The sequence below is a fragment of the Nocardioides salarius genome, assembly GCF_016907435.1.
GTDB lineage: Bacteria > Actinomycetota > Actinomycetes > Propionibacteriales > Nocardioidaceae > Nocardioides > Nocardioides salarius.
The window spans coordinates 1,029,355-1,053,412 of sequence record NZ_JAFBBZ010000001.1 but is presented as its reverse complement, the minus strand read 5'-3'; the positions used below and the strand labels follow the sequence as shown (position 1 = coordinate 1,053,412).

Genomic DNA, 24,058 nt, shown 5'->3' with positions numbered 1-24,058 from the left:
GCCCCGCGAGGTGCGTAGTCTTGCTGCTCGTGGCAGGCATCGACTACGACCTCGAGATCAAGCAGCTCCAGGCGACCATGCGCACCGTCGAGCAGGTGCTCGACATCGACGCCATGCGTCGCGAGATCGCCGAGCTCGGCGAGCAGGTCGGTGCTGCCGACCTGTGGGACGACCAGGCGAACGCCACCCGCGTGACCGGTCGCCTCTCCCTGCTGCAGGGCCAGGTCGACCGCTTCGCCGAGCTGTCGGGCCGCATCGAGGACCTCGAGGTCCTCGTCGAGCTCGGGGTCGAGGAGGGTGACGCCGACTCGATGGCCGAGGCCGAGCGCGAGCTCGTCCGGGTCAAGAAGGCCGTCGAGCAGCTCGAGGTGCGCACCCTCCTCTCCGGCGAGTACGACGCCCGCGAGGCGCTGGTCACGATCCGCGCCGGAGCCGGTGGCGTCGACGCCGCCGACTTCGCCGAGACGCTGATGCGGATGTACACGCGCTGGGCCGAGCAGCACAAGTACCCCGTGGAGGTCTTCGACACCTCCTACGCCGAGGAGGCGGGCCTGAAGTCGGCCACCTTCGCCATCCACGCGCCCTACGCCTACGGCACGCTCTCGGTCGAGGCCGGGACCCACCGCCTGGTGCGGATCAGCCCGTTCGACAACCAGGGCCGCCGCCAGACCTCCTTCGCCGCCGTCGAGGTGGTGCCGGTGCTGGAGCAGACCGACGAGATCGACGTCCCCGACGAGGAGATCCGCACCGACGTCTACCGCTCGGGCGGCCCCGGCGGCCAGTCGGTCAACACCACCGACTCCGCGGTGCGCCTGACCCACATCCCCACCGGGGTGGTCGTCTCGTGCCAGAACGAGAAGTCGCAGCTGCAGAACAAGGCCAGCGCGATGGTGGTGCTCAAGGCCAAGCTGCTCGCGCGCAAGAAGGCCGAGGAGAAGGCCCACCTCGACGAGATGCGCGGTGACGTGCAGGCCTCGTGGGGCGACCAGATGCGCAACTACGTGCTGAACCCCTACCAGGTGGTCAAGGACCTGCGGACCTCCTACGAGGTCGGCAACCCCCAGGCGGTCTTCGACGGTGACCTCGACGGCTTCCTCGAGGCCGGCATCCGCTGGCGGATGGGCGCCGAGAAGACCGACGCCTGATCCTCAGCCGTTCGCCGAGGTCCGGCCCGGCGCGGCCCCGAGCAGCACCGCGGCGCACCACGCGTCGGCACGCGCCTCGAGGTCGGCGCGGTCGACCGACCGGGGCGCGCTGAGGCTGCAGGTCAGCCACGCGTCACCGACCAGGCCGGCGTACCTGGTCTCGCGCAGCGGCCCGGAGCGGCAGGTGCGCGCCACCGACGGGTCGCCGTACGCCGCCGCGTCGGGGACGTCGCGACACCTGCTGCCCGCGCCCGCGGCCCGGGCCAGCTCGTCGGCGCGCTCGGGCGAGACCGGAGGGGTGAAGACCCACGCCGCCGCGCTGGTGCGGCCCGGGCCGTCGAAGCGGCAACCGTCCTCGTGGGCGACGTCGCGCACCTGCGCCGAGAGCCGCGCCTGCTGGCCGTCGGCCCAGGTCTCGACGCGGCGCGGCTCGCCCTGCAGCGCGGCCTCGACGGCCGCGGCCGTCAGTCCTGCGCACAGGTCGGCGTGGGGGACCGCCAGCGTCGTGGGGTCGAGGTCGTCGAGCGAGCTCGGCTCGGCGGAGGGCGTAGGGGCGGTCGCTGCGGCGTCGGGCGCGGGGGAGGACGGCTGCGAGTTGCAGGCGCCCAGCACCAGCGCCAGCGCCCACGCGGGCGCCGCGAGCGCGGCTGCACGAGAGGACCGGGACGACACGCGCACACCCTACGGACGGGGCCTGCGGCCAGGAGGCGGGCACTCCTGGCCCCCTGGCGTAATCTCGTGCGGGTGATTCGCTTCGAGAAGGTCACCAAGACCTACCCCGGCACCGGAGGCCCCGCCCTCGACGACGTGTCGGTCGACGTCGAGAAGGGCGAGTTCGTCTTCCTGGTCGGCAGCTCCGGCTCCGGCAAGTCCACGGCCCTGCGCCTGATCCTGCGCGAGGCCCGGCCCACGTCGGGCCGCGTCTACGTCGCCGGCAAGGAGATCAACCGGCTCGCGGGCTGGAAGGTGCCGCGGCTGCGGCGCCAGATCGGCACCGTCTTCCAGGACTTCCGGCTGCTGCAGTCGAAGACGGTGGCCGAGAACGTCGCGTTCGCGATGCAGGTCACCGGGCACTCGCCCAAGGAGGTCCGCGCCCTGGTGCCCGAGACCCTCGAGCTGGTGGGCCTCGACACCAAGGCCGACCGGCTGCCCGACGAGCTCTCCGGCGGTGAGCAGCAGCGCGTCGCGGTGGCCCGGGCCTTCGTCAACCGGCCGATGATCCTGATCGCCGACGAGCCCACCGGCAACCTCGATCCCACCACGTCGGTGGGCATCATGAAGCTGCTCGACCGGATCAACCGCACGGGCACCACGGTGGTGATGGCCACCCACGACCACGGCATCGTCGACCAGATGCGCAAGCGCGTCATCGAGCTCGACCACGGCAAGGTGGTCCGCGACCAGGCGCAGGGCGCCTACGGCTTCCAGCACTGAGCGGCGCCCACCGCTCACCCCGCACTCCCTCTACAGGCAGTTCCTCTACAGGCAGAGAGTCCCCTCCTCCATGCGCTACGTCCTCTCCAACCTCGGCCAGGGGCTGCGTCGCAACCTCTCGATGCACCTGGCGGTGATCCTGACCCTCTTCGTCTCGCTCACGCTCGTGGGCGCCGGCGCGCTGCTCAACCGCCAGGCCGAGAAGACCAGCGACCAGCTCGGCAGCGAGCTCGAGATCACCGCCTACCTGTGCCGCGACGACGACCCCAACCAGAGCTGCCAGGGCGAGGTGACCAAGGAGGAGAAGCAGCGGGTCCTGGCCACGATCGAGGACAACCCCGAGGTCGCGTCCTACCGGGTCGAGTCCAAGGAGACCGCCTTCGAGAAGGTCAAGGAGCTCTACGGCCCCGAGGAGGCCGACCGTTTCGAGGGACCCAACGCCATCCTGGGCGCCGAGGACCTGCCCGAGTCGGTGTGGATCACCCTCGAGGACCCCTCCGAGTTCGAGGGGATCACCTCGGCGATCGTCGGCCTCGACGGCGTGGCCAAGCTGGTCGACCAGCGCGAGACCGCGGGCAAGATCATCAACACGATGGAGGCGATGCAGCGCGCCGCCCTCGGCATCGCCCTGCTGCTGGTCGTCTCGGCGCTGCTGCTGGTGGCCAACACGATCCGCCTGGCCGCCTTCGCGCGCCGCAAGGAGATCGGCATCATGCGGCTCGTGGGCGCCTCCACGCTCTACATCGCGCTGCCGTTCCTGCTCGAGGCGCTGGTCACCGCCGTCATCAGCGTGGTGCTCGCGGGCGGGGCACTGGCCGGCTTCCAGTACTTCGGGGTGCAGCAGCGGTTCAGCGACTACCTGGAGTTCATCCCGTGGGTCGGCTGGGACGACTACGTGGTCGCACTGGGCGTCGTGGCGGTCCTGGGGCCGGTCCTGACGCTGCTGCCGACACTCGCGCTGACCCGCAAATACGTCAAAGTCTGAGCCGCGCGCCGTACCGTTCCACACGACTCTTCCCCGACGTCGAAGGCAATACGGTGCGCTCCTTCCCCAGCGCCTCGCGCCACCGCCTCGCATCGGCCGCCACGGCCGGTGCGCTGGTCCTGGGTGCTCTGGCCATCCCGCTCGCTCATGCCGATGACGACCTCAAGGACCAGCAGAAGAAGGTCCAGCAGCAGATCGAGGGCGCCGCAGACGACCTCGAGCAGTCCAGCAAGGCGACGAAGAAGGCGTTCGCGGCCGCTGCCCGGGCCCGCGCCGAGCTCGACTCGGCGAAGGCCGAGCTCGGCACCGTGCGCAGCAAGCTCGACGAGGCCAAGCTCGAGGACGCCCGCATGGAGGAGCGCCTCGCGGCGGCCCAGCTGCGTCTCGCGACCGCCCGTGACGACCTCGTGGCTGGCCAGGAGGCCCTCGACGAGCAGCGCGACGTGGTCAAGGACCGCATCGCCGACACCTACATGCAGGGCAGCCCCGACATGCTGGTCCTGGGCAGCCTGCTCAACTCCAGCTCCACCAGCGACCTGACCCGCCAGCAGGCGGCCAGCAGCGCCATCGTGGGGCGCGAGACGTCGATGTACGACGACCTCGACGCCGCCGAGGTCCTGCTGCAGGTCCGCGAGGACGAGGTCGAGACCGCCAAGGACCGGGTCGCCGACGAGCGCGCCGCCGCCGCGGCGCACCTGTCGAAGGTGAAGTCGCTGACCGCGCAGGCGCTCCAGGTGCGCGACGAGGTGCGGGGCCTGGTCTCCAAGCGCCTCTCGGCACGCAGGAAGGCGACCGCCGCCAAGCAGGCCGACCAGGCCGCGCTGGCCGCGCTGCGCCGCCAGGAGTCGAGGATCAAGGACCGCATCGCCGCCGCCGCCCGGCGCGCGCGTGGCACGTCGGTCTCGGCGAAGCCGACCGGCTACCTGCTGCCACCGGTCGGGGGAGTGGTGACCTCGCCCTTCGGCTACCGCACGCACCCCATCTACGGCTACCGCAGCATGCACGACGGCACCGACTTCGGTGTCGCGTGCGGCCAGCCGATGGTCGCCTCCGGCACCGGCACGGTGATCGCGAAGTACTACTCCGCGGTCTACGGCAACCGGCTCTTCCTCAACCTCGGCCAGGTCAACGGCCGGTCGCTGACGGTGGTCTACAACCACGCGCGCAGCTACCGCTACGGCGTCGGCGCGCGGGTCAGCCGCGGCCAGACGATCGGGTACGTCGGCGACACGGGCTGGTCGACCGGGTGCCACCTGCACTACAGCGTGCTCGTGGGCGGCAACCCCGTCGACCCGATGAACTGGCTCTGACCGGTCCCGCCCGACATCTGCGTTGACCTGACCTGGGAGAATGGACGGATGGCCAGGGAGCAGGGACAGAAGATGGTGGCGCAGAACAAGAAGGCGCGCCACGACTACGCGATCGAGGACACCTTCGAGGCCGGCCTGGTGCTGCAGGGCACCGAGGTGAAGTCGCTGCGGATGGGCCGCGCGAGCCTGGTCGACGGGTTCGTCGACATCGACCGCAACGAGGCCTGGCTGCACGGGGTGCACATCCCGGAGTACTCGCAGGGCACCTGGACCAACCACGCCGCCCGCCGCAAGCGCAAGCTGCTGCTCAACCGGGTCGAGATCGACAAGATCGAGCGTCGCGTCAGCGAGAAGGGCCTGACGGTCATCCCGCTGTCGCTCTACTTCGTCAACGGCCGGGCCAAGGTCGAGATCGGCCTGGCCAAGGGCAAGAAGCACTGGGACAAGCGCCACTCGATCGCCGAGCGCACCGCCAAGCGCGAGGTCGAGCAGGCCGTGGGCCGTCGTCTCAAGGGCATGCGTGACTGAGCCCGGCGCCGGAGCGGCTGCCGGGACCGGGTCCGAGGTGAGCTGGGCCCAGGAGGTCGAGGACGTCACCGGCTTCTGGCGCGGGCTGGGCCTGCCCGGCCTGCTCGACGTGCACACCCACTTCCTGCCCGACAACATCCAGCGCCGGGTGTGGGCCCAGTTCGACGAGGCCGGCCCCAAGATCGGCCGGCCCTGGCCGATCCGCTACCGCGGCACGGTCGAGGAGCGCGTCGAGCAGCTGCGCGAGCTCGGCGTACGCCGCTTCTCGACGCTGCCCTACGCCCACCGGCCCGGCATCGCCGACTACCTCAACGACTGGGCCGCGCAGTTCAAGCAGCAGGTGCCCGAGTCGTTGTGGTCGGCGACCTTCTACCCCGAGCCCGAGGCCGGGGCCTACGTCTCGGCCGGCATCGAGGCCGGTGTCGAGATCTTCAAGGTGCACGTGCAGGTGGGGGAGTTCGACCTCGACGACCCGCTGCTCGACCCGGTCTGGGGGCTGCTCGCCGAGGCCGGCACCCCGGTCGTCGTGCACGCCGGCCACGCGCCGGTGGGCAACGACTTCACCGGGCCGGCGCCGATGGCCCGGGTCCTGGCCGCGCACCCCCGGCTCTGCCTGGTCGTGGCGCACATGGGGGCGCCGGACTACCTGGACTTCCTGGCCCTGGCCGAGCGGTACGACCGGGTGCACCTCGACACCACGATGATCTTCACGGACTTCTGGCCGACCACCTACCCCGACGAGCTGATGGTGCGCCTGGCCGACCAGGGCGACCGGATCCTGCTCGGCACCGACTTCCCGACGATCCCCTACCCCTACGGCCACCAGCTCGAGGGCCTGGCCGGACTCGGACTGGGCGACGACTGGCTGCGCGCCGTCTGCTGGCACAACGCCGCCGCCCTCCTCGGCGCGCCCGCACCCGCCTGACCCCCCGGGAGGGGTCAGCGGCGGGTACGTCGACGGGCCCGCAGCTCCCAGCCGCGCAGGGGGTGCTGGGTGAGGTGCCATCGGGGGTCGTGGGCGCGGTGGTGGTGCCAGGAGCAGAGGGGGATGGCGTCGAGGTCGGTGTCGCCGTGGTGTGACCAGGGGGTCAGGTGGTGGATCTCGGACCAGGCGAAGGGTCGTTCGCAGGTCCCGATCGCACACGTGTCGTGGACCAGAGCCAAGGCTTTTCGTTGATGGTGGCTGTGCAGCCGTCTGGTCCTGCCGAGGTCGAGGGGGACGGATTTGGTGTTGAGGACGGCGGGGACGAGGCCTGCTTCGCAGGCCAGGCGGCGCAGGTCGCCGGCGGCGGTGCGGATGCCGGTGTCGAGCTTGGCGGTGCCGGTCTCGTCGGGTCCGTGCCAGTCGGGCCAGTCGGCGGGGTCGAGCTTCCCGGCCTGGGTGAGGTCGTGGGTGAGGTCCTCGGCGGTCATCGTGACCAGCAGAGTCAGGGCGTTGGCGCCGTTCCAGCCGTCGGTGGGCAGGTGCTCGATGAGCTCGCACAGGGCGTTGCCTGCGATTTCCCACCCGGACAGGCCGTGGCCGGGGCCGGTGGGTGCTGATTCGTCGTAGCCGGAGATGGTCTCGCCCTCGGGGCTGGTGCGGGTCTTGTTGAGCCGTCGGGGTGCGGAGAGGGTCTCGAGTGCGGTGCGGAGCAGGGAGCCGTGGAGCTCGGGGATGGTGAACTTGCCGGTGTAGGTGCCGTCGCCGTTGTCGTGCAGGGCGAGGTAGGTCTCGTGCTTGGCGCGGCGTGATTCGCGCCCGAGCATGATCGCTTCGTGCTTGTCGGCCAGGTCGTGGTCGACGATGTCGAGCATCCGTCGGGCTGCTTGGCGCAGGCGTTTGGCGTTCATGGGGCGGCCTGACCTGGTGCCGGTGCCGGTGGCCTTGTTGACCAGGACCTCCTCGGCGGCCGCGAGCTGGGCGGGGGTGGTTTCGAGGGGTGCTTGTTCGGCGGCGCGGACGATGACGCGGACCTGGTCGGCGCGCAGCTGTCCGGCGGCGTAGGCCTGGCGGGTGTGGTGGTACTTGGTCTTGAGGAGCTGGGCGAGGTGGAGTCCGCCGGCGTTGATCTCGCGGGTGGTGCCGGTCAGTGCGGCGGCCCAGGCGTCGGTGCCGGTGGCGGCCTCGTCGGTGGCGACCTGGCGGCGTTCGGCCTCGGCGAGGACCTTGAGGCGCAGCGCCTCGGTCTGGGACTCCAACGTGGCCAGTGTGGTGAGCAGCTGGGCGAGCTCGTCGCGGTGCACCCGCTCGAGCGCGACCTCGTGGGCCCGGGCCAGGTGGGCGCTCGCCTCGCTCACCGCGGGGGCCGCGGTGGGGGTGGGGAGCGCCTGGACCGTCATGGGTCCATTCTCTCAAGGCAAAGACCGGATGGGAACACCAGTTCGACAATCTGTGGAGAACTTCTTCGAGCCTGTCGCGACGCCGTGCCCGGCCCGTCGTGGCACGATGCCGCCCGTGACTGGAGCGGGCGGAGTGCACGGCCTCGGCAGCCCTTGGCCGGTGCGGATGGGCGCTCTGCTGTTTCGAGAGGCCACGGAGGCCGACATCGAGGTGTTGCAGTCCTTCCGCAACGATCCCGACGTCAACCGGTTCATGGTGCGCACCCACGTCGAGCTCGACGACCTGCGTCGCGAGTGGCTAGCGGTGCCGGACAGCGCGACGGACTATTCGTGTGTCGTGGAGCGTGACGGACAGGTCGTGGCCATGGGGTTCCTCGACATCGTCGACGGCTCCGGGCAGCCAGGCCACCCTCAGGCCACCGGGGGCGTGATCGGTTCCATCGTGCGACCCGGTGCCGCCGGCCAGGGTGTCGGGACCGCCACCGCGCGTGCCCTGCTGTGGGCGGCCTTCGAGCGGCTCGGGCTGCGTCGGGTGACCGCGGCGGCGAACCTCGACAACGTCGCCTCCGTGCGCGTGCTCGAGCAGGCAGGGATGCGCCGGGAGCGCCACGCCGTCAAGGCGTTGTGGCACCGCGAGCTCGGCTGGGTGGACGAGGTCGAGTACGCGATGCTCGACGACGAGTGGGTGGGGCGGACTTCGTGGCCCGACGGGAATGCGACGTGACCTGCCGTGGTTGGGGAAGGTAACCTGTGCAAGCAGGTACAACTCAAGAGGGGCTGATCGGTTTCGACTTGGGACGTTAGTTCCTGGAGAAGCGGGTCGAGAAGCCAGCGTCATCTCGTAAACGATCGCTGGAAACCAATAACTGCCAACACCAATCGCAGTTCCTTCGCTCTCGCTGCCTGAGCAGTGATCGAAGCGTCAGACCGGGCACCCGTCTCCGTCCCGGATCCTGGCGTCGACTAGGAGACTTGCTGATCACCTGTAGTCAGGATGGGTGATCGGGACTCAAACCTGACTGAGCCCGTCGGTGACGTGTCTGTGCGAGCACCGGGGCTGAGAAAACGACATCACAGACTGCACCCGGAGAAGACCAGGTTCGACGCTCGAGGACGCGGGTTCGATTCCCGCCAGCTCCACCACCAGCCAACCAGCCATCTGCATGGCTCAGCCCTCTTGTCGAGAGCCGCCCCGACCTCGTCGGGGCGGCTCTCGTGCTTGTGCTCGTGCGGACCCTTGGTCCGCGCGAGAGCCTCCGTGCGTGGACAGGCCGGGCCGGGTGGGCGGGAGGTTCGGGCCGGGTGGGCGGGAAGTTCGGGCCGGGTCAGCGGCGCCGCAGCAGGACGACGCCGTCCTTGACGACGGCCCGCTGCACCCCGTCGGGGCCGGTGGCCTCACGCGGTCGCACCTCGCTCAGCTCGAGCGACCACTCGGCGGGGTCGAGGGCCAACGCGGCCACCTCCTCGTGGGGCAGCAGCAGCTCGGGCATCGCGGTGTCCTGCCCGTGCCCGTCCCCGTGCGCGTGCCCGTGTCGGTGCGCGTGGTCGTGGGGCTCGTGGTCGGCCTGCTCGCGGCGCGCCGACGCCCACGGCGGGATGTCGGCATCGGACTCGAAGACGTGGGAGACCACCAGCAGGTGGCCGCCCGGGCGCAGCCTCCCGGCGGCGCGGCGCAGGATCTCCGCGCGCGGCAGCTCGACCTCGGAGTGCAGGAACGAGGCCGTCACCAGGTCGAAGGTCTGCTCGGTGCGCCACGAGGCCAGGTCGTGGGCGTGCCAGTCGATGCGCTCCGCCACGCCCCGCTGCTCGGCGCCCGCCGCGCCCCGGGCCACCGCGGTCGCGGAGACGTCGACGGCCGTCACCCGCCAGCCCTGCTCGGCCAGCCAGACCGCGTCGCCGCCCTCGCCGCAGCCGAGGTCGAGCGCCTCGCCCACCGGCAGCGTGGCCACCACGTCGGCGGTCGTCGCGTTGACGCGTCCCGACCACAGCGGTGCGGACCCGGCGTACCAGTCCTCCCAGTGCGTGGTGACCCGCTGGGTGGCCGCCTCGGCCGCGTCGAACTCCTCCTCCACCAGCACTGCGTTGACGAAGGCGCCGGTCATCGCCCCGGCGCCGGTCACCATCGGCACGTTGGCCATCGGCTGCACCACGTTGCCGACCGCCCAGACCCGATCGTGGCTGGTGCGCCCCGTGGGGTCCACGGCCAGCACCCTGCCGAACGGCCCGTCCTCGCGTGTCAGGTCGAGGCCGTCGAGGAACGCGTCGTGGGGGAGCGGGCGGCCGGCGGTGAAGAGCGCGTCGAGCGCGACCACCTCGCCGGCGGCGGTGCGCACCCCGCTCAGGTCCCGGCCCTCGCCGAGCACCTCGACCACCGGCTCGGCGACCAGGCGCACGCCGCGGCTGCGCAGCCGCCGCGCGGTCTCCTCCTCCAGCGGCTCGACGGCCGCGCTGAGGACGGTCACGTCGTCGCTCCACTGCCGCAGCAGCTGGGCCTGGTGCAGGCTCGCGGGGCTGGTGAGCAGCACGCCCAGCCGGCGACCCCGCACCTCCCACCCGTGGCAGTAGGGGCAGTGCAGCACGCTCGCGCCCCACCGCTCGGCCAGGCCCGGCACCTCCGGCAGCACGTCGGTGATGCCGGTGGCCGCCACCAGTGCCCGGGTCCGCACGACCCCGCTCGCGCCCAGGTGTACGAGCAGCCCGTCCCCGGCCTCGGGGTCGGCCCGCTCGACGCGGTCGACCCGCCCCGCGCGCACCTCGACGTCGTACGCCGCCACCTCGGCCCGCCCGCGCGCCACCAGGTCGGCCGGGTCGATGCCGTCGTGGCCCAGCACCCCGTGCATGTGCGCGGCGTAGCGGTTGCGCGGCTCGCCGGCGTCGACCACCAGCACTCGGCGTCGAGCCCGGCCCAGCATCAGCGCCGCCGCCAGCCCTGCGGCGCCGCCGCCCACGACCACCACGTCCCAGGCCTCGGCCGGGTCAGGAGTGTCGTTCTCGGTCATCGTCTCGTCGTCCATGGACCCAGTGCACCCGACCTATGCCAATCTCGCAATAATTCTTGCGAATATGGCAAGATTGGTCCATGACTGACGAGCTGGCACACGTGGGGGCGCGGCTGCGGGCCGCCCGCAACGACCGGGGCTGGACCCTCGACGACCTGGCCGAGCGGGCCGGCATTTCGCCCAGCACGCTCTCGCGCCTGGAGTCGGGCAAGCGCCAGGCCAGCCTCGAGCTGCTGATGCCGCTGACCCGCCAGCTGGGCATCCGCCTCGACGACCTCGTCTCGACCCAGACCCCCGACCCCCGGGTGCGGCGGGCGCCGATCCGGCGGCAGGGGATGCTGATCGTGCCGCTGGCACCCGAGGGCGCGCCGATCTCGACGTACAAGATCACCTACCCGCCCGTGGACAGCCCGCCGGAGCGCCGCACCCACGACGGCTACGAGTGGCTCTACGTGCTGTCCGGCCGGCTGCGGCTGCTGCTGGGGGAGCAGGACCTCGTGCTGACCCGAGGGGAGGCCGCCGAGTTCGACACCCGCACCCCGCACAGCATGTCGGCGGTGGGCTCGCGGCCCGCGCAGGTGCTGAGCATCTTCAACGACGAGGGGATGAAGATGCACACGCACACCCACGTCGACGCTGGTGCCGGTGCCGGTGCCGGTGCCGGTGCCGGTGCCGGGACGGGCTGAGCCGTCCAACGATTTCGGCGAGGTAGGCACCGTCCTTTACGTTCCCGCCTGTGCCTGTTCCACGCCTGCGCTCGGCAGTCCTCGCCCTCGCCCCCCTCGCCCTGGCCGCCGCCGTCGTGCCCGGGGTCTCGGCGGGCACCACCACGACGACGGTCGACCCCGTCCAGCTGCACCAGCGCCTGGTCGGTGCGGCGATGCATGCCGGTGTCTCGGACGACTACGAGGCCCCGCTGCCCCCGGTGCGCGAGCAGGCGGACGCCGAGGCCCCCAACATCGTGCTCATCACCACCGATGACCAGACGGCCGCCGACATGCGCTTCATGCCGCGCACGCGCCGGCTGCTCGGCCGGGCCGGGGCCACCTTCGAGGACGCCATCAGCCCGCACCCGCTGTGCTGCCCGGCCCGTGCCGAGATCGTCTCGGGCCAGTTCGCCCAGAACAACGGCGTGCACTCCAACGGCGGCGAGTACGGCGGCTACCGCCGGCTCGAGGACCCCCACAACACGCTGCCCAAGTGGCTCTACGAGAGCGGCTACCACACCGGCATGGTCGGGAAGTTCATCACGCACTGGAAGCCCCAGCGCGACGGCGTGCCGACGGGCTGGGAGTGGTTCGACGTGCCGCGCACCTCGACGTTCGGCTACTACGACTTCAAGATGTTCACCCAGGGCGTCAAGCAGCGCTACAACGACGGCCAGGCCTACTCCAGCACCTACACCACCGACCGCACCGTCGAGCTGATCGACAGCTGGTCGCAGGGCCGCGATCCCGAGCAGCCCGACGCCGCGCCGGAGGCGGACCCGAAGCCGTTCTTCATCTGGAGCTCCTACTTCGCCCCGCACGGCGAGTGCGGTGAGGGCAGCTGCAAGAACGGGCCCACGCCCGAGCGCAAGTACGCCGACGCCCGCCGCAACGCCAAGGCGCCCAGCCTGAAGAAGCGGTCGTACGACGCCCCGCAGCACCGCCCCAACCCCCTGGTCGAAGGCAGGCCGGTGGCCTCCCGCGGGCACACCCAGAAGTTCTTCCTCGACCGGATCCGCTCGCTGCAGAGCGTCGACGAGGGGGTCGCGCGGATCGTGACGTCGCTGCGCGAGGCCGGCGAGCTGAGCAACACCGTCATCATGTTCACCTCCGACAACGGCTACCTGCTGGGCGAGCACCGCTACTCCGGCAAGATCGTGCCTTACGAGGAGGCGCTGCGGGTGCCGCTGCTGGTGCGCGGCCCGGGCATCGAGCGCTCGCGGCCGACCTGGCCGGCCACCACCGTCGACCTGGCGCCGACCATCGCCTCGCTGGCCGGCGCCCGGCCCGGACGCCTCCAGGACGGCCGTGACCTGACGCCGGCGCTGATGGGCGGTGCCCGGCCCGCAGGCGACACCACTCTGGTGCAGGCCGGCGCCCGCTCGGCCCGCGACGGCACCGGCGCGTGGATGTACCGCGGCGTGCGCACCGCCGACTACACCTTCACCAAGTGGAAGCGGCGCTCGGGCCGGCCCTTCGCCGAGCTCTTCGACCGCCGCGCCGACCCGCAGCAGATCCGCAACGTGGCCGGCCAGCCCCGCTACCGCAAGGTGCGCCGCGAGCTGGAGCGCCGGTTGTCGGCGCTGAACCGCTGCGGCGGCGCCAGGGCCTGCTTCCGCGACTTCGGCCCGGTGCCGCGCCCGCGGCGCTGACCGTCCGCGACCTCGCACGACTCCGCACGACTTCGACGCACGGCCGTCCCCGGGTGGGGGGCGGCCGTGCGGTGCGTCAGGATCTCCTGCGTCGCTCGCGGGCGCGCAGCTCCCAGCCGCGGAGGGGGTGGTGGGTGAGGTGCCATCGGGGGTCGTGGGCGCGGTGGTGGTGCCAGGAGCAGAGGGGGATGGCGTCGAGGTCGGTGTCGCCTCCTCGTCCCCACGGGATGAGGTGGTGGATCTCGGACCAGGCGAACGGTCTTTCGCAGGTCCCGATCGCACACGTGTCGTGGACCAGAGCCAAGGCTTTTCGTTGGTGGTGGCTATGGAGCCGTCTGGTCCTGCCGAGGTCGAGGGGGACGGACTGGGTGTTGAGGACGGCGGGGACGAGTCCGGCCTCGCAGGCGAGTCGGCGGAGGTCGCCGGCGGCGGTGCGGATGCCGGTGTCGAGCTTTGCGGTGCCGGTCTCGTCGGGGCCGTGCCAGTCGGGCCAGTCGGCGGGGTCGATCTTCCCTGCTTGGGTGAGGTCGTGGGTGAGGTCCTCGGCGGTCATGGTGACCAGCAGTGTGAGGGCGTTGGCGCCGTTCCAGCCGTCGGTGGGCAGGTGCTCGATGAGCTCGCACAGGGCGTTGCCTGCGATTTCCCACCCGGACAGGCCGTGGCCGGGGCCGGTGGGCGCGGACTCGTCGTACCCGGAGACCTGTTCACCGTCGGGGCTTGTGCGGGTCTTGTTGAGGCGTCTGGGGGCGGAGAGGGTCTCGAGTGCGGTGCGGAGCAGGGAGCCGTGCAGCTCGGGGATGGTGAACTTGCCGGTGTAGGTGCCGTCGCCGTTGTCGTGCAGGGCGAGGTAGGTCTCGTGCTTGGCGCGGCGGGATTCGCGGCCGAGCATGATCGCTTCGTGCTTGTCGGCCAGGTCGCGGTCGACGATGTCGAGCATCCGTCGGGCGGCCTGCCGGAGCCGTTTGGCGTTCATCGGGCGGCCTGACCGGGTCCCGATGCCGGTGGCCTTGTTGACCAGCATCTCCTCGGCGGCCGCGAGCTGCTCTGCCGTTGTCTCGAGGGGTGCTTGTTCGGCGGCGGCGACGATGACGCGGACCTGGCGGGTGGTGATCGCCCCGGTCGCGTAGGCCTCGCGGGCGTGGTGGTACTTGGTGCGCAGCAGCTCGGCGATCCGGGCGCCGCCGGCGAGGACCTCGCGGGACTGCCCGGTCAGTGCGGCGGCCCAGGCGTCGGTGCCGGTGGCGGCCTCGGCGTCGGCGACCTGGCGGCGTTCGGCCTCGCCGAGCACGTCACCGAGCAGGGCGCAGGCCTCGGCCTCGAGGCCGGAGAGTGCCTGCACCAGGGCGGCCAGGTCGTCGACCGGCTGGTGCTTCAGGTCGCCCTCGCGCGCCGCGGCCATCGCGGCACGAGCGGTCGCGACCGCCTGCGCCACCGGACCGGCCTCCGCGGCCGGGAAGCTGTTGGCGGGCACCCCGGCACCCGGGTCGGGGACCCGGTCGCTGGTGGGGTTCTGGAGCAGCCTCATGCCCACCATTCTCCCAACCCCAAGGCCCGATGGGAACACCAGTTCGACGATCTGTGGAGAACTTCTTCGCCCTCCGCGGGCCCGTCCGCGAGGTCTTCGCCGCGCCTGCGTGGGCCCCGAGACGCGCACAGGCGCTCGCCCCGGCGACCGGGACGAGCGCCTGCGGGGGCGAGTGTCAGCGGCGCACCCTGCGGGCGTTGCTGACACGCACCTGCTTGGCGTAGCCGCGCTTGTTGGCCACGACCCGCACGGCGACCCGGTCGCCACGCATCGCCCGGGTCAGGCGCAGCTCGTCGTCCTTCTCGCCGCGCACGACCCGGCCGTCGACCAGCCAGCGGAAGCGCAGCGACACCGGTCGGGGAGCCCAGCGTCCGGTCACCACCGAGACGGTGCGGCCCACCTTCGTCGCCCCTCGGACCTTCGGGCGCTTGCCGGACAGCTGCCCGACCCGGACCACCACCGGCTCCGAGACCGCGGTGGCCGGCTCCCGCCCGGGCAGCGAGCCGGTGACCGCCACGCTCACCGACGAGCGCAGGTCGCGCACCGTCAGGTCGTACGCCGGCCCGGTGGCGCCGGCGACGGGCTCGCCGTCGCGCAGCCACTGGTAGTCGAGCGTGGTGCCCGGCGTCCAGTCGCCCGAGTCGACCTGCAGGCGCTCGCCGACACGGGCGCGACCCACGATGCTCGGCGTGCCGGCCTCGAGCGCCGCCCCGGTGACGGCGGTGGTGGGGGAGGAGGTCCGCGTCGTGGTCTCGTAGCCCTCGAGGGCGCCGGTGACGCTCACCTCGATCCGGCGGCCCTCCAGCTCCTCGCCCAGCACGAGGCTGGGCTCGTCCGCGCCCTCGAGGTCGACGCCGTCGGCCGACCAGGCGTAGACCAGGTCGGCGCCCGGGGTCCACGACCCCGGCTCCGCGACCAGCGTGCCGCCCACCACGGGGGTGCCCGTCAGGACCGGGTCGGGTGCGACCAGCGTTCCGGCGCCGACCGGGGCGGTGGGCTCGGAGGTGCGGGTCGTCTCGCGGTAGCCGGCCTGGTTGCCGGTCACGCTCACGCTCACCACGGAGCCGAGCAGGTCGGCGCCCAGGGTGAGGCTGTTGGCGTCGGCCCCCTCGACCGGCTCGCCGTCGGCCGACCAGCGGTAGGTCAGCACCACCTCGGGGTCCGCCGGGCCCCAGGTGCCGGGCTGCGCGGTGAGCGTCTCCCCGACCCGCGGGGTGCCCGACAGGGTCGGCACGGGTGCCTGCGTGAGCTCGGCGGGTCCCTGCGGCGCGACCGCGGTGAAGGTGCGCACCTCGGACAGGTCGCGACCGCCGTGGGGGCCGGTCGACTCGACGTACCAGCCGTGCTCGCCCTCGGGGACGTCGCGCCAGGTCGTGCTCGCGGTGCTGCCCGAGGCCACGTCGCGCAGCACCACGATGTCACGGCTGGTCAGCACGTCGGCTCGGAAGGAGTCGGTGGCCAGCGTCTTGACCGCGGGGCGGATGCCCACGGCGGCGTAGGGGATCTCGAACTCCTGGTGGATCGCGTCGAGCGAGGGGTCGTCGGAGTCGAAGTCGTCGAGCGAGGGGGAGTAGGTGCGCACGACCACCCGGCCGCCGTCGTTGTCGAAGTGCATCAGTCGCAGGTAGCCCAGCCCGCCCTCGGGCAGGCCCTGGTAGTCGAAGAGCATCGAGTAGACGGTGCGGTCGGCGATCCCGTCGCCGTCGTCGTCGAAGTCGTCGGTGCGGGTGTAGGCGTCGTGGTAGTGGCCCGAGGACACCGCGAAGACGTTCGGGTTGGGTGCCACGACCTCGTCCATGATCCGCTGCGGGATCGGGCCGAGGCCGCCCGTGGTGAGCATGAACTCGTGCAGGTTGACCCAGACCTTGCGCTCGGGGTGCGCCGCGATCACCTCGTTCATCCAGTCGATCTGCGCATCGCCGGGTGCCCAGCCCATGTAGAGCATCAAGAAGTCGATGCCGCCGGCGCTGACGAGGTCGAAGTGACCGCGGTTGTCCTGGTGCGAGCCGCCGTACCAGGGGTTGCCCGCGAAGCGCTGCTCGCCGAACCACTGGCTGAACGCCGAGTAGTCGTTGTCGTGGTGACCGACGTCGTGGTTGCCGGCCAGCACCCCGTAGGGCAGCCCGGCCTCGTCGAAGAGCCGGTACGCCGGGTCGGCGCTCTGCCACTGCCGCGGCTCGGTCGCGACGTTGACGATGTCACCGGTGTGGATGACGTACTGCAGGTCGAGCTCCTCACGCTGGTCGACGAGGAACTCGTTGATCGCCAGCTGGTGCTTGTTCCAGTCCGCGGTCTCGTTGTAGTACTGCGTGTCGGACTCCCAGCCGATCGTGAAGTCGTACTCCGAGCGCGGCGTGGCGCCCGGGTGGTAGGGCGTCGGGGTGTCGTCGCGGGTCGACTGCACCTGGCCGGCGAACCCCTCGGAGTGCTGCACCAGGACGGTGATCTCGCCGTCGACCACGTGGTCGGCGGTGGGGACCATCGCCTGCAGGGTGAAGGTGCCGGCGTCGTCGGTGACCCGACGGGCGACCTCCTGCCACTGCCCGGAGCCGGCGCTGCGCACGTGCATCAGCACCTTGGCGCCGCTGTTCGCCGAACCGGTCCAGCTCAGCCGCGCGCGGGCGTCGTCGCCCGCGTCGCCGGGGACGGCGACGGTGAACAGCTGGTAGGGCAGCGCATCCGGCGAGCTGACCTCGTGGGCCACCCCGTCGGGGCCCGCCACCTGGGCCAGGGCCTCGTCGCCGAGGGCCTCCCGACCGGGACGCTCGGTGGCCAGGGCGGTGCTGGTGCTGCCCTCGAAGACCCGCACCTGCTCGTCGGCGGGGGTGTAGGTGTGTCCCTCGCGGAAGCGCACGGTCAGGTCGTCACCCTCGGCCGAGTCGACCCCGGCGACCAGGGGCACGTCGCCGGCCTCCACCGTCGACTGGTGCTCGGGGCTCAGCAACGACGTGGTGGGCTGCTCGTCGGGGGTCGTGAACGCGACGCTGCGCGTGGTCTGGTTGCCGACCCGGTCCACGGCGGTCAGCACCAGGCTGTGCTCACCGGGGGCCAGCTCGAGCGAGCTCGTGCGGTGCGGCAGCGTGATCGACCGGCCGTCGAGCGTGGCCACGAGCGCGCCGCCGGCGAGACCGGATCCGGTGTCGCTCGCGGTGGCGTCGATGGTGACATCGCCGCGGGGCCGCGCGCCGTCGTCGATGCCGGAGGAGACCTCGGGGGCGGTGTTGTCGACGACGACCTCGCGCTCGACCCGCTCGTCGCCGAGGACGGCGGCGACCCGGTGGGTGCCGTCGGCGACCGTGGTGGTGTCCCAGTCGTGGGCCACGGAGTCGAACGCGCCGTCGGGCACCTCGAAGGTGGCCGTGAAGTAGACCTGGGTGGCGTCGGCGAAGCCGATCCGCTCGGTGGGAGGCGGGCAGGCCCGGACGGTCTCCTCCTGGCCCTCGCCGGCCCCGGCGCAGCGCACCGGGCGCAGGACGCGTCCGTCGGGCAGGGCCAGGCGCAGGTTCAGCGCCGAGAAGTCGTCGTTGTTCTCGTTCTCGTCTGGCCGGGGCCAGGCCTTGGTGCCCGCGTAGATCCCGACCGTGAGCTCCTGCCCGCGGGTCAGGTGGCGCAGCGGCACCCCGGCCGTCACGGTCTCGACCCGCTCGTAGAAGCCCTCGTCGAAGACGGTGAGGACCTCCTCGCCGATGCGCACGCCGTTGCGGAAGAACGCGTCGGTGCTGGTCGCCTCGAAGGCGAAGACGGGCTCGTCCTCGAGGGTGGGCACGGTCGGGGCGGCCGGGGCGCCGTCGACGGCGAGGCCGAGCCCGGCTGGGTCGCCGTCGGCGGTCGCCACGAGCCGCGTCGTGGCACCGACGTACTGGCCCTCCTCGAGCGCCAGGCGCAGCGGAGGCCGGTCGTCGGGGGCCAGCTGGACGCGGACCGGGCCCAGCGTGCGCTCGTTGGTGCCGTCGGAGGCGCGCAGCGTGTACTCGACCCACCGCTTGCCGAAGAGGTCGACCGACGGGACCGAGTAGCTGTAGCGGCCCGGGGCGCCGAACTGCAGGAACCGGCTGCTGGGGGCGTCCTGGTCCGTCCGCAGGACCAGCTCGACGGTGCGGACCAGCTGGTCGTCGGTGACCTCGACCTCGATGGCCAGGTCGTCGGTCTCGGGGGCCTCGCTGCCGCCGGTCAGGTCGACGATGGTGGGGGCCGTCGTGTCGTCGGGCGTGGCGACGAGACCGGCCGGCACCTGGCCGGGGTCGGCGTAGCCGGGGGTGGCGGTGCCGGTGCCGCGCTTGACCTGCACCGGACCGGACTCCCAGGCGTACTGCAGCGGCTGGTCGGAGATGGTGTCGTCGTTGTCGTGGTAGTAGGCGCGGCTGATGTCGTGACCGGTGTTGGTCTGGACCTGGACGCCGCGCAGCCCGCCGTTGGCGAGCCCCGGCGAGTGGATCTCGACGAGGTCGACGCCGGCGGTCAGCCGGGAGCCGAAGTGGGCGTTGAAGTCGGCGGCCGCCAGGGCGTCGTTCTGGCCGTTCTTGATCCACAGCACCAGCGTGCGGCCGGGCGCGACCACCGCATCGGCGGGTCGGGCCGGCCACAGGGTCGCGTTGACGGTGACCTCGCTGGCGTCGATGTAGAGGTAGTTCACGACGTAGTCGGCGAAGGAGACGGGGGCGTCGGAGGCGTTGTAGACCTCGATGAACTCGTAGCCGTCGGCACTGCCGACGTTGGTGGTGTCGGGGGCGACCTCGGTGACCTGGAGCAGCGGGGCGTCGAGCGTGGGGTCGGTCGCCGGGGCCGGGCCCTGCTCGGGCACGACCGGGCCGCCGGGCTCCTGGGTGGGCTCCTGGGTGGGCTCCGAGGTGGGGGTCTCGGTGGGCGTCGGGGCGTCCTCGAGGTGGGCGGGCGTGGTGGTGCCGGGGGTCGGGTCGCCGTCGAGCAGCACGCGGGCGGCGCGCTGGTCGGTGGCGGTGCTGTCCGCCGCCGGGACCGGCGGCACGCGGAAGTGCGTCGAGACCGCCGGGGTCGTGGGGGAGCGGCGAGGCAGGTAGGACCAGCTGACCACGGAGAGGTCCGACGGCGTGCTCGCGTCGACCAGGCCGAGACCCCGCAGGCCGCCGTTGGCGATGCCGGCCTGTCCCTCGACCCGCACGACCTCGACGTCGGCGGGCAGGGAGGGGTAGAAGGCGCGGAAGTCGGCCTCGGAGCGGGCGTAGGTGTCGACGGCGCCCGAGGCGTACTCGAGCCACAGGACGGTGCTGGAGCCCGCGGGCACCACCACGTCGAGGGGGCCGGGGACGACCGGTGTCGAGGGGTCGCGGTCGGAGAGCGCCAGGTCGAGGGCGTCGGCCAGGGCCGTGTCGCTGGGGCTGCTCGTGGTCGAGTAGGACACGCCGATGCCGGCGGCGCCGAGGTCGATGTCGGCGCCGGTGGTGTTGGTGACCTCGACGAACTCGTAGTCGTCGTCGATGTTGGCCGGGTCGCCGTTGTCGGGGTGGATCTCGGAGATGAAGAGGTCCTGGGCGCTGGGCGCCGGGGCCGGGTCCTGGCTGGGGTCCTGGCTGGGGCTGGGGTCGGTGGCCCCCGACGGGGTCGGTGTGGGGGTCGGTGTGGGGGTCGGCGTGGGTGTGGGCGTGGGTGTGGACGTGGGCGTCGTGCTGGGCTCGGGCGCCGGCCCGGCCTCGAGCTGGGCGGGGTCGACGGTGCCCGGGCTGAGCATCGTCGTCGGCTCGGCGGCGCCGTCGTACCAGACCGGCGCGGAGGTGCCGGCGGCCTCCGGGAGCCGGAAATGCACGGCTCCGTCGGCGACGCTGGCCGCGCGCGGCGGGACGTGTGACCGGGTGATCTCGGTGCCGTCGCCGGCGAGCACGCGGATGCTGCGCCCGCCCGCGTTGGCGAAGCCGTCCTGGCCGGTCAGGTGCACCAGGGCGACGTCCTCGGCCAGACCGTAGTGGGCCCGGAAGTCCGCGTCGGTCTTGGCCAGGTAGCTCGCGCCGCTGTTCTGGAACCACAGCACGAGGGTGCCGTGGGCGGGGAGCACCGTCTCGACCTCGGGCAGCGGCAGGGTGCTTCCCTCGCCGCCGCGGGCCAGCTGCTTGTCGCCGGGCTGGACGCCGGCCCCGCTCGGGTCGTCGTCATCGAGGGAGTAGGCCAGCTCGATGCCCTCGGCGTCGAGGTCGACCGGCTCGTCACCGGGGTTGTGCAGCTCGACGTACTCGTAGTGGTCGGTGCCGACGTTGTCGCCGTTGATCTCGGAGACGAACAGCCGAGGCGCCCGCGTCGGGCTCGTTGGCCCCGCGCTCGTTCCCTGGGTCGGGGCGGTGGCGCTGGTCGTCGCCGTGGCCGGGGGTGGCGTCGACGGCTCGGTGCCGGCGGCGCTCACCCCCGTCGAACCGACGGCCAGCAGGGTGGCAAGGGTGCCGATGACGGCGCGCGACAGGGTCGACCGACGCATGAAGAATCCTCTTATCTCTCGGGTCCGGCGGGACCCTCGCACCCCGGAGGTGAACCCGGGCGAACGCCGGGTGACCGGTCGGTGGCCGTCTGCGGGCCAGTTGCCCGCGCCGCCGAGCCCCTCCCGAGCGACCCCGATGTTGCCAAAGATCATACCTTTGAGGCACCCTCGGGGTGACCGACCCCACACCGAGCCGCTCGGCACCGACCGAGCCCCGCCCCGCCTGGAGACCCGATGGAAGCGATCGCTCCCGCCCACGGCACCGCCACGCTGCTGCTGATCGCAGCCGCCGCGGTCGCCGTCCTGCTGTTCCTGATCATGAAGGTGCGGCTGCACGCCTTCATCGCGCTCGTGCTGGTGAGCCTGCTGACCGCGGTGGCCGCGGGCATCCCGCTGGCGCTGGTGCCCACGGCGTTGACCAGCGGCTTCGGCAGCACGTTGGCGTCGGTGGCGCTGCTGGTCGGCTTCGGCGTGATGCTCGGGCGGCTGCTCGAGATCACCGGTGGCGCCCAGGTGCTCGCCGACACCCTGATCAACCGGTTCGGCGAGGAGCGGGCCCCCTTCGCCCTCGGCGTGGCCGCACTGCTCTTCGGCTTCCCGATCTTCTTCGACGCGGGCCTCGTGGTCTTCCTGCCCATCATCATCACCGTCGCCCGCCGCTTCGGCGGCTCGGTCCTCTACTACGCGCTGCCCGCGGCCGGCGCCTTCGCCGCCATGCACGCGATCGTCCCGCCGCACCCCGGCCCCGTCGCCGCCGGCACCGTGCTGGGCGGTGACATCGGCGTCGTGCTGCTGGTGGGCCTGCCCGTCGCCGTGCTGAGCTGGTACGTCGGCGTCTACCTCGTCTCGCGCTGGCTCGGCGCGCGCATCGACGTGCCGCTGCCCGACCTGCTGCTCGGCCCCGTCAACGGCGGCCGCGACGCCGGCTCCGAGGCCGGCACCGGCACCGACGGCTCGACCGGCACCACGACGACCACCGCCACCACCGCGAGCACCACCGTGGCCCCGCCGGCCTTCTCGACCGTCCTGGGGCTGCTGCTCGTGCCGCTGGTGCTGATCGCGCTCAACACCGTGCTGACGACCCTGGTCACCGCCGGCACGATCGACGAGGGCAACAGCCTCGTCGAGGGCCTGCAGCTGGTCGGCCAGACCCCCGTCGCCCTGCTGATCACGCTGCTGCTGGCCATCGCCACCATCGGTCGGCGCGGTCGCACGCTCTCGGAGACCACGCACGTGCTCGACGAGGCGCTCGGCCCGATCTGCTCGATCATCCTGATCACCGGCGCCGGCGGCATGTTCGGCGGCGTGCTGCGCGCCAGCGGCATCGGTGAGGCGCTGACCAGCTCGCTGTCCGACCTGGGCATGCCGCTGCTGCTGCAGGCCTTCCTGATCGCCACCGCGCTGCGCGTGGCCCAGGGCTCGGCCACCGTGGCGCTGACCACCGCCGCCGGCCTGATCGCCAGCCAGGCAGCGGGCCTGCACGACGTGCGCGTGGCCCTGCTGGTCATCGCGGTGGCCGCCGGCGCGACCGTGCTCTCGCACGTCAACGACTCCGGCTTCTGGCTGGTCAGCCGCTTCTTCGGGATGGACGAGAAGACCACCCTGAAGACCTGGACGGTCATGGAGACCACGCTGGGCCTGTCCGCCTTCGCGGCCGCGGCGGTGCTCTGGCCCCTCAGCGGCCTGCTGCTGTGACCGGGGTCCGCCGCGCCGACGGGTCAGTCGTCGCTGGTGGCGCGCAGCACCTCGGTGCAGATCGCGGTCATCGCCGAGCGGGCCGCCTCCGGCTCGCCGGCGGCGACCGCCTCGGCGACCACCAGGTGCAGGCGCCGGGCCTCGGGCTTGGGGCGCGGCGGCATCAGGTCGTGGTCGGTGCGCCCGCGCAGCACCTCCTCCACCACGTCGCACAGCCCGGCGAACATCTGGTTGCCCGACAGGTGCAGCAGCCGGCGGTGGAAGGCGACGTCGTGCTCGAGGAAGGCCTGCAGGTCGCCGGCCGCGCCGGTGGTCTCCATGTCGTGGGCCAGGCGCAGCAGCGCCGCTCCGTCGTCGGCGGCGGCGTGCTCGGCGGCCAGCGCCGCCGAGGCCGGCTCGACCGCGGCGCGCAGCTGCGAGAGCTCGCGCAGGTGGGCGGTGCGCTGCTCGCCATCGAGGCGCCAGCGCACCACCGCGGGGTCGTAGGAGCTCCAGTCGGTGGCCGGCCGGATGCGGATGCCGGTGCGCCGGCGGCTCTCGACCAGGTGCTTGGAGGCGAGGACCTGCACGACCTCGCGGGCCACGGTGCGCGAGACGGCGTACTCGGCGCCGAGCCACTCGAGGGTGATCACGGTGCCCTCGGCCAGCGAGCCGTCGATGATGCGCGGGCCCAGGCTCGCCAGGACCTCCTCGTGCATCGTCGTCATGCCGGGGAGCCTAGGTCATGAGCGCGACCTCCCCGGGCCGGACGGGCACGGTGCCCCACCTCGTCGTGATGGGCGTCTCCGGCACCGGCAAGACGTCAGTGGCGAGCCTGCTCGCCGAGCGTCTCGGCCTGGTCTTCATCGAGGGTGACTCCCTGCACCCCCGGGCGAACGTCGCCAAGATGAGCGCCGGCCAGCCCCTCACCGACGACGACCGCGCACCCTGGCTGGCCGCGCTGGCCGCCGAGGTGCGCCGGCACGAGGCGGGCGGGGCCGCGACCGTGCTGACCTGCTCGGCGCTGCGCCGGCGCTACCGCGACGCGCTGCGGGCCGGGTACGCACCCGGCACCCGGGTCTTCGTGCACCTCGAGGCGCCGGCCGCGCTGCTGCGCGAGCGGATGGAGCGGCGCGAGCACTTCATGCCCGCCTCGCTGCTGGACTCCCAGCTCGCCACGCTCGAGCCGCTCGGCGCCGACGAGGCGGGGCTGCGCGTCGACGTCAGCGCGCCCCTGGCCGTCGTCGTCGACCGCGTGGTCGAGGCGCTGATCGCGGGCCGACCGGGGGCCGGACCCCCTGCGGGGGAACCGCTCGTCGGTCCCGGCCGGTAGGAAGG

17 protein-coding genes and 1 other RNA gene are annotated in these 24,058 nt (G+C 72.5%); 12 read left to right on the top strand and 6 right to left on the bottom strand.

Translation table 11 applies throughout. From position 1 onward, the window contains the following. Positions 1-29 precede the first annotated feature (29 nt). Positions 30-1,145, top strand: a complete 1,116-nt coding sequence (prfB, locus tag JOE61_RS05140) for a peptide chain release factor 2 (RefSeq protein WP_193669131.1) — start codon at positions 30-32, stop codon at positions 1,143-1,145. Positions 1,146-1,148: 3 nt separating this feature from the next. Here the strand turns inward: prfB and JOE61_RS05135 are convergent, their stop codons facing one another. Further along, positions 1,149-1,817, bottom strand: coding sequence for a hypothetical protein (locus JOE61_RS05135; RefSeq protein ID WP_193669132.1), 669 nt, complete (start codon positions 1,815-1,817; stop codon positions 1,149-1,151). A 72-nt stretch (positions 1,818-1,889) separates the two neighbouring features. Here JOE61_RS05135 and ftsE point away from each other — a divergent pair, with 72 nt between their 5' ends. The 5 genes from ftsE to JOE61_RS05110 all read left to right on the top strand — a co-directional run bounded on the left by ftsE (position 1,890) and on the right by JOE61_RS05110 (position 6,327). Beyond that, positions 1,890-2,579: a cell division ATP-binding protein FtsE gene (gene ftsE / locus JOE61_RS05130; RefSeq protein WP_193669133.1), complete on the top strand. Its 690-nt coding sequence runs from the start codon at positions 1,890-1,892 to the stop codon at positions 2,577-2,579. Positions 2,580-2,649: 70 nt separating this feature from the next. Then, positions 2,650-3,564, top strand: coding sequence for a permease-like cell division protein FtsX (ftsX, locus tag JOE61_RS05125; RefSeq protein ID WP_193669134.1), 915 nt, complete (start codon positions 2,650-2,652; stop codon positions 3,562-3,564). A gap of 53 nt (positions 3,565-3,617) precedes the next feature. Continuing rightward, on the top strand, positions 3,618-4,874 hold the full coding sequence (locus JOE61_RS22405) for a M23 family metallopeptidase (RefSeq protein ID WP_193669135.1): 1,257 nt from the start codon (positions 3,618-3,620) through the stop codon (positions 4,872-4,874). A 48-nt stretch (positions 4,875-4,922) separates the two neighbouring features. Further along, positions 4,923-5,402: an SsrA-binding protein SmpB gene (gene smpB / locus JOE61_RS05115; protein WP_193669136.1), complete on the top strand. Its 480-nt coding sequence runs from the start codon at positions 4,923-4,925 to the stop codon at positions 5,400-5,402. Further along, on the top strand, positions 5,395-6,327 hold the full coding sequence (locus JOE61_RS05110) for an amidohydrolase family protein (protein ID WP_193669137.1): 933 nt from the start codon (positions 5,395-5,397) through the stop codon (positions 6,325-6,327). The genes smpB and JOE61_RS05110 overlap by 8 nt, the downstream gene beginning before the upstream one ends. Before the next feature lie 14 nt (positions 6,328-6,341). Here the strand turns inward: JOE61_RS05110 and JOE61_RS05105 are convergent, their stop codons facing one another. Further along, on the bottom strand, positions 6,342-7,724 hold the full coding sequence (locus JOE61_RS05105; protein ID WP_193669138.1) for an HNH endonuclease signature motif containing protein: 1,383 nt from the start codon (positions 7,722-7,724) through the stop codon (positions 6,342-6,344). Between the two features lie 166 nt (positions 7,725-7,890). On the opposite strand from JOE61_RS05105, the gene JOE61_RS05100 reads away from it, so the two are divergent. Together JOE61_RS05100 and ssrA are read left to right on the top strand one after the other, a co-directional pair. After that, entirely contained in the window at positions 7,891-8,448 is a 558-nt protein-coding gene (locus JOE61_RS05100) for a GNAT family N-acetyltransferase (RefSeq protein WP_204797152.1), read from the top strand. Between the two features lie 49 nt (positions 8,449-8,497). Then, positions 8,498-8,867: a transfer-messenger RNA gene (gene ssrA / locus JOE61_RS05095) on the top strand. 182 nt (positions 8,868-9,049) lie between these two features. Here the strand turns inward: ssrA and JOE61_RS05090 are convergent. Then, positions 9,050-10,738 (bottom strand): bifunctional NAD(P)/FAD-dependent oxidoreductase/class I SAM-dependent methyltransferase, encoded by a 1,689-nt coding sequence (locus JOE61_RS05090; protein WP_227491739.1) that lies wholly within the window; start codon positions 10,736-10,738, stop codon positions 9,050-9,052. A 65-nt stretch (positions 10,739-10,803) separates the two neighbouring features. Between JOE61_RS05090 and JOE61_RS05085 the strand changes: the two genes are divergently transcribed. Further along, positions 10,804-11,409, top strand: a complete 606-nt coding sequence (locus JOE61_RS05085; RefSeq protein WP_193669139.1) for a helix-turn-helix domain-containing protein — start codon at positions 10,804-10,806, stop codon at positions 11,407-11,409. A 50-nt stretch (positions 11,410-11,459) separates the two neighbouring features. Then, entirely contained in the window at positions 11,460-13,082 is a 1,623-nt protein-coding gene (locus JOE61_RS05080; protein ID WP_193669140.1) for a sulfatase family protein, read from the top strand. A gap of 76 nt (positions 13,083-13,158) precedes the next feature. Here the strand turns inward: JOE61_RS05080 and JOE61_RS05075 are convergent, their stop codons facing one another. Beyond that, entirely contained in the window at positions 13,159-14,607 is a 1,449-nt protein-coding gene (locus tag JOE61_RS05075) for an HNH endonuclease signature motif containing protein (protein WP_193669141.1), read from the bottom strand. Positions 14,608-14,782: 175 nt separating this feature from the next. Further along, the gene (locus JOE61_RS05070; protein ID WP_193669142.1) at positions 14,783-21,046 is read right to left on the bottom strand and encodes a metallophosphoesterase; all 6,264 of its coding nucleotides are present in this window, start codon (positions 21,044-21,046) and stop codon (positions 14,783-14,785) included. A 234-nt stretch (positions 21,047-21,280) separates the two neighbouring features. Here JOE61_RS05070 and JOE61_RS05065 point away from each other — a divergent pair, with 234 nt between their 5' ends. After that, on the top strand, positions 21,281-22,741 hold the full coding sequence (locus JOE61_RS05065) for a GntP family permease (protein WP_193669143.1): 1,461 nt from the start codon (positions 21,281-21,283) through the stop codon (positions 22,739-22,741). A gap of 23 nt (positions 22,742-22,764) precedes the next feature. Here the strand turns inward: JOE61_RS05065 and JOE61_RS05060 are convergent, their stop codons facing one another. Continuing rightward, the gene (locus JOE61_RS05060) at positions 22,765-23,448 is read right to left on the bottom strand and encodes a FadR/GntR family transcriptional regulator (RefSeq protein ID WP_193669144.1); all 684 of its coding nucleotides are present in this window, start codon (positions 23,446-23,448) and stop codon (positions 22,765-22,767) included. 17 nt (positions 23,449-23,465) lie between these two features. Between JOE61_RS05060 and JOE61_RS05055 the strand changes: the two genes are divergently transcribed. After that, entirely contained in the window at positions 23,466-24,053 is a 588-nt protein-coding gene (locus JOE61_RS05055) for a gluconokinase (RefSeq protein WP_193669145.1), read from the top strand. Positions 24,054-24,058: the final 5 nt, after the last annotated feature.

What these genes read in the sequence shown, in the direction of transcription:
- ftsX (WP_193669134.1), top strand. Translation starts at nt 2,650, where the DNA reads ATGCGCTACGTCCTCTCCAACCTCGGCCAGGGGCTGCGTCGCAACCTC.
- smpB (WP_193669136.1), top strand. Translation starts at nt 4,923, where the DNA reads ATGGCCAGGGAGCAGGGACAGAAGATGGTGGCGCAGAACAAGAAGGCG.
- JOE61_RS05105 (WP_193669138.1), bottom strand. Translation starts at nt 7,724, where the DNA reads ATGACGGTCCAGGCGCTCCCCACCCCCACCGCGGCCCCCGCGGTGAGC.
- JOE61_RS05100 (WP_204797152.1), top strand. Translation starts at nt 7,891, where the DNA reads ATGGGCGCTCTGCTGTTTCGAGAGGCCACGGAGGCCGACATCGAGGTG.
- JOE61_RS05090 (WP_227491739.1), bottom strand. Translation starts at nt 10,738, where the DNA reads ATGGACGACGAGACGATGACCGAGAACGACACTCCTGACCCGGCCGAG.
- JOE61_RS05085 (WP_193669139.1), top strand. Translation starts at nt 10,804, where the DNA reads ATGACTGACGAGCTGGCACACGTGGGGGCGCGGCTGCGGGCCGCCCGC.
- JOE61_RS05075 (WP_193669141.1), bottom strand. Translation starts at nt 14,607, where the DNA reads ATGAGGCTGCTCCAGAACCCCACCAGCGACCGGGTCCCCGACCCGGGT.
- JOE61_RS05070 (WP_193669142.1), bottom strand. Translation starts at nt 21,046, where the DNA reads ATGCGTCGGTCGACCCTGTCGCGCGCCGTCATCGGCACCCTTGCCACC.
- JOE61_RS05065 (WP_193669143.1), top strand. Translation starts at nt 21,281, where the DNA reads ATGGAAGCGATCGCTCCCGCCCACGGCACCGCCACGCTGCTGCTGATC.
- JOE61_RS05060 (WP_193669144.1), bottom strand. Translation starts at nt 23,448, where the DNA reads ATGACGACGATGCACGAGGAGGTCCTGGCGAGCCTGGGCCCGCGCATC.
- JOE61_RS05055 (WP_193669145.1), top strand. Translation starts at nt 23,466, where the DNA reads ATGAGCGCGACCTCCCCGGGCCGGACGGGCACGGTGCCCCACCTCGTC.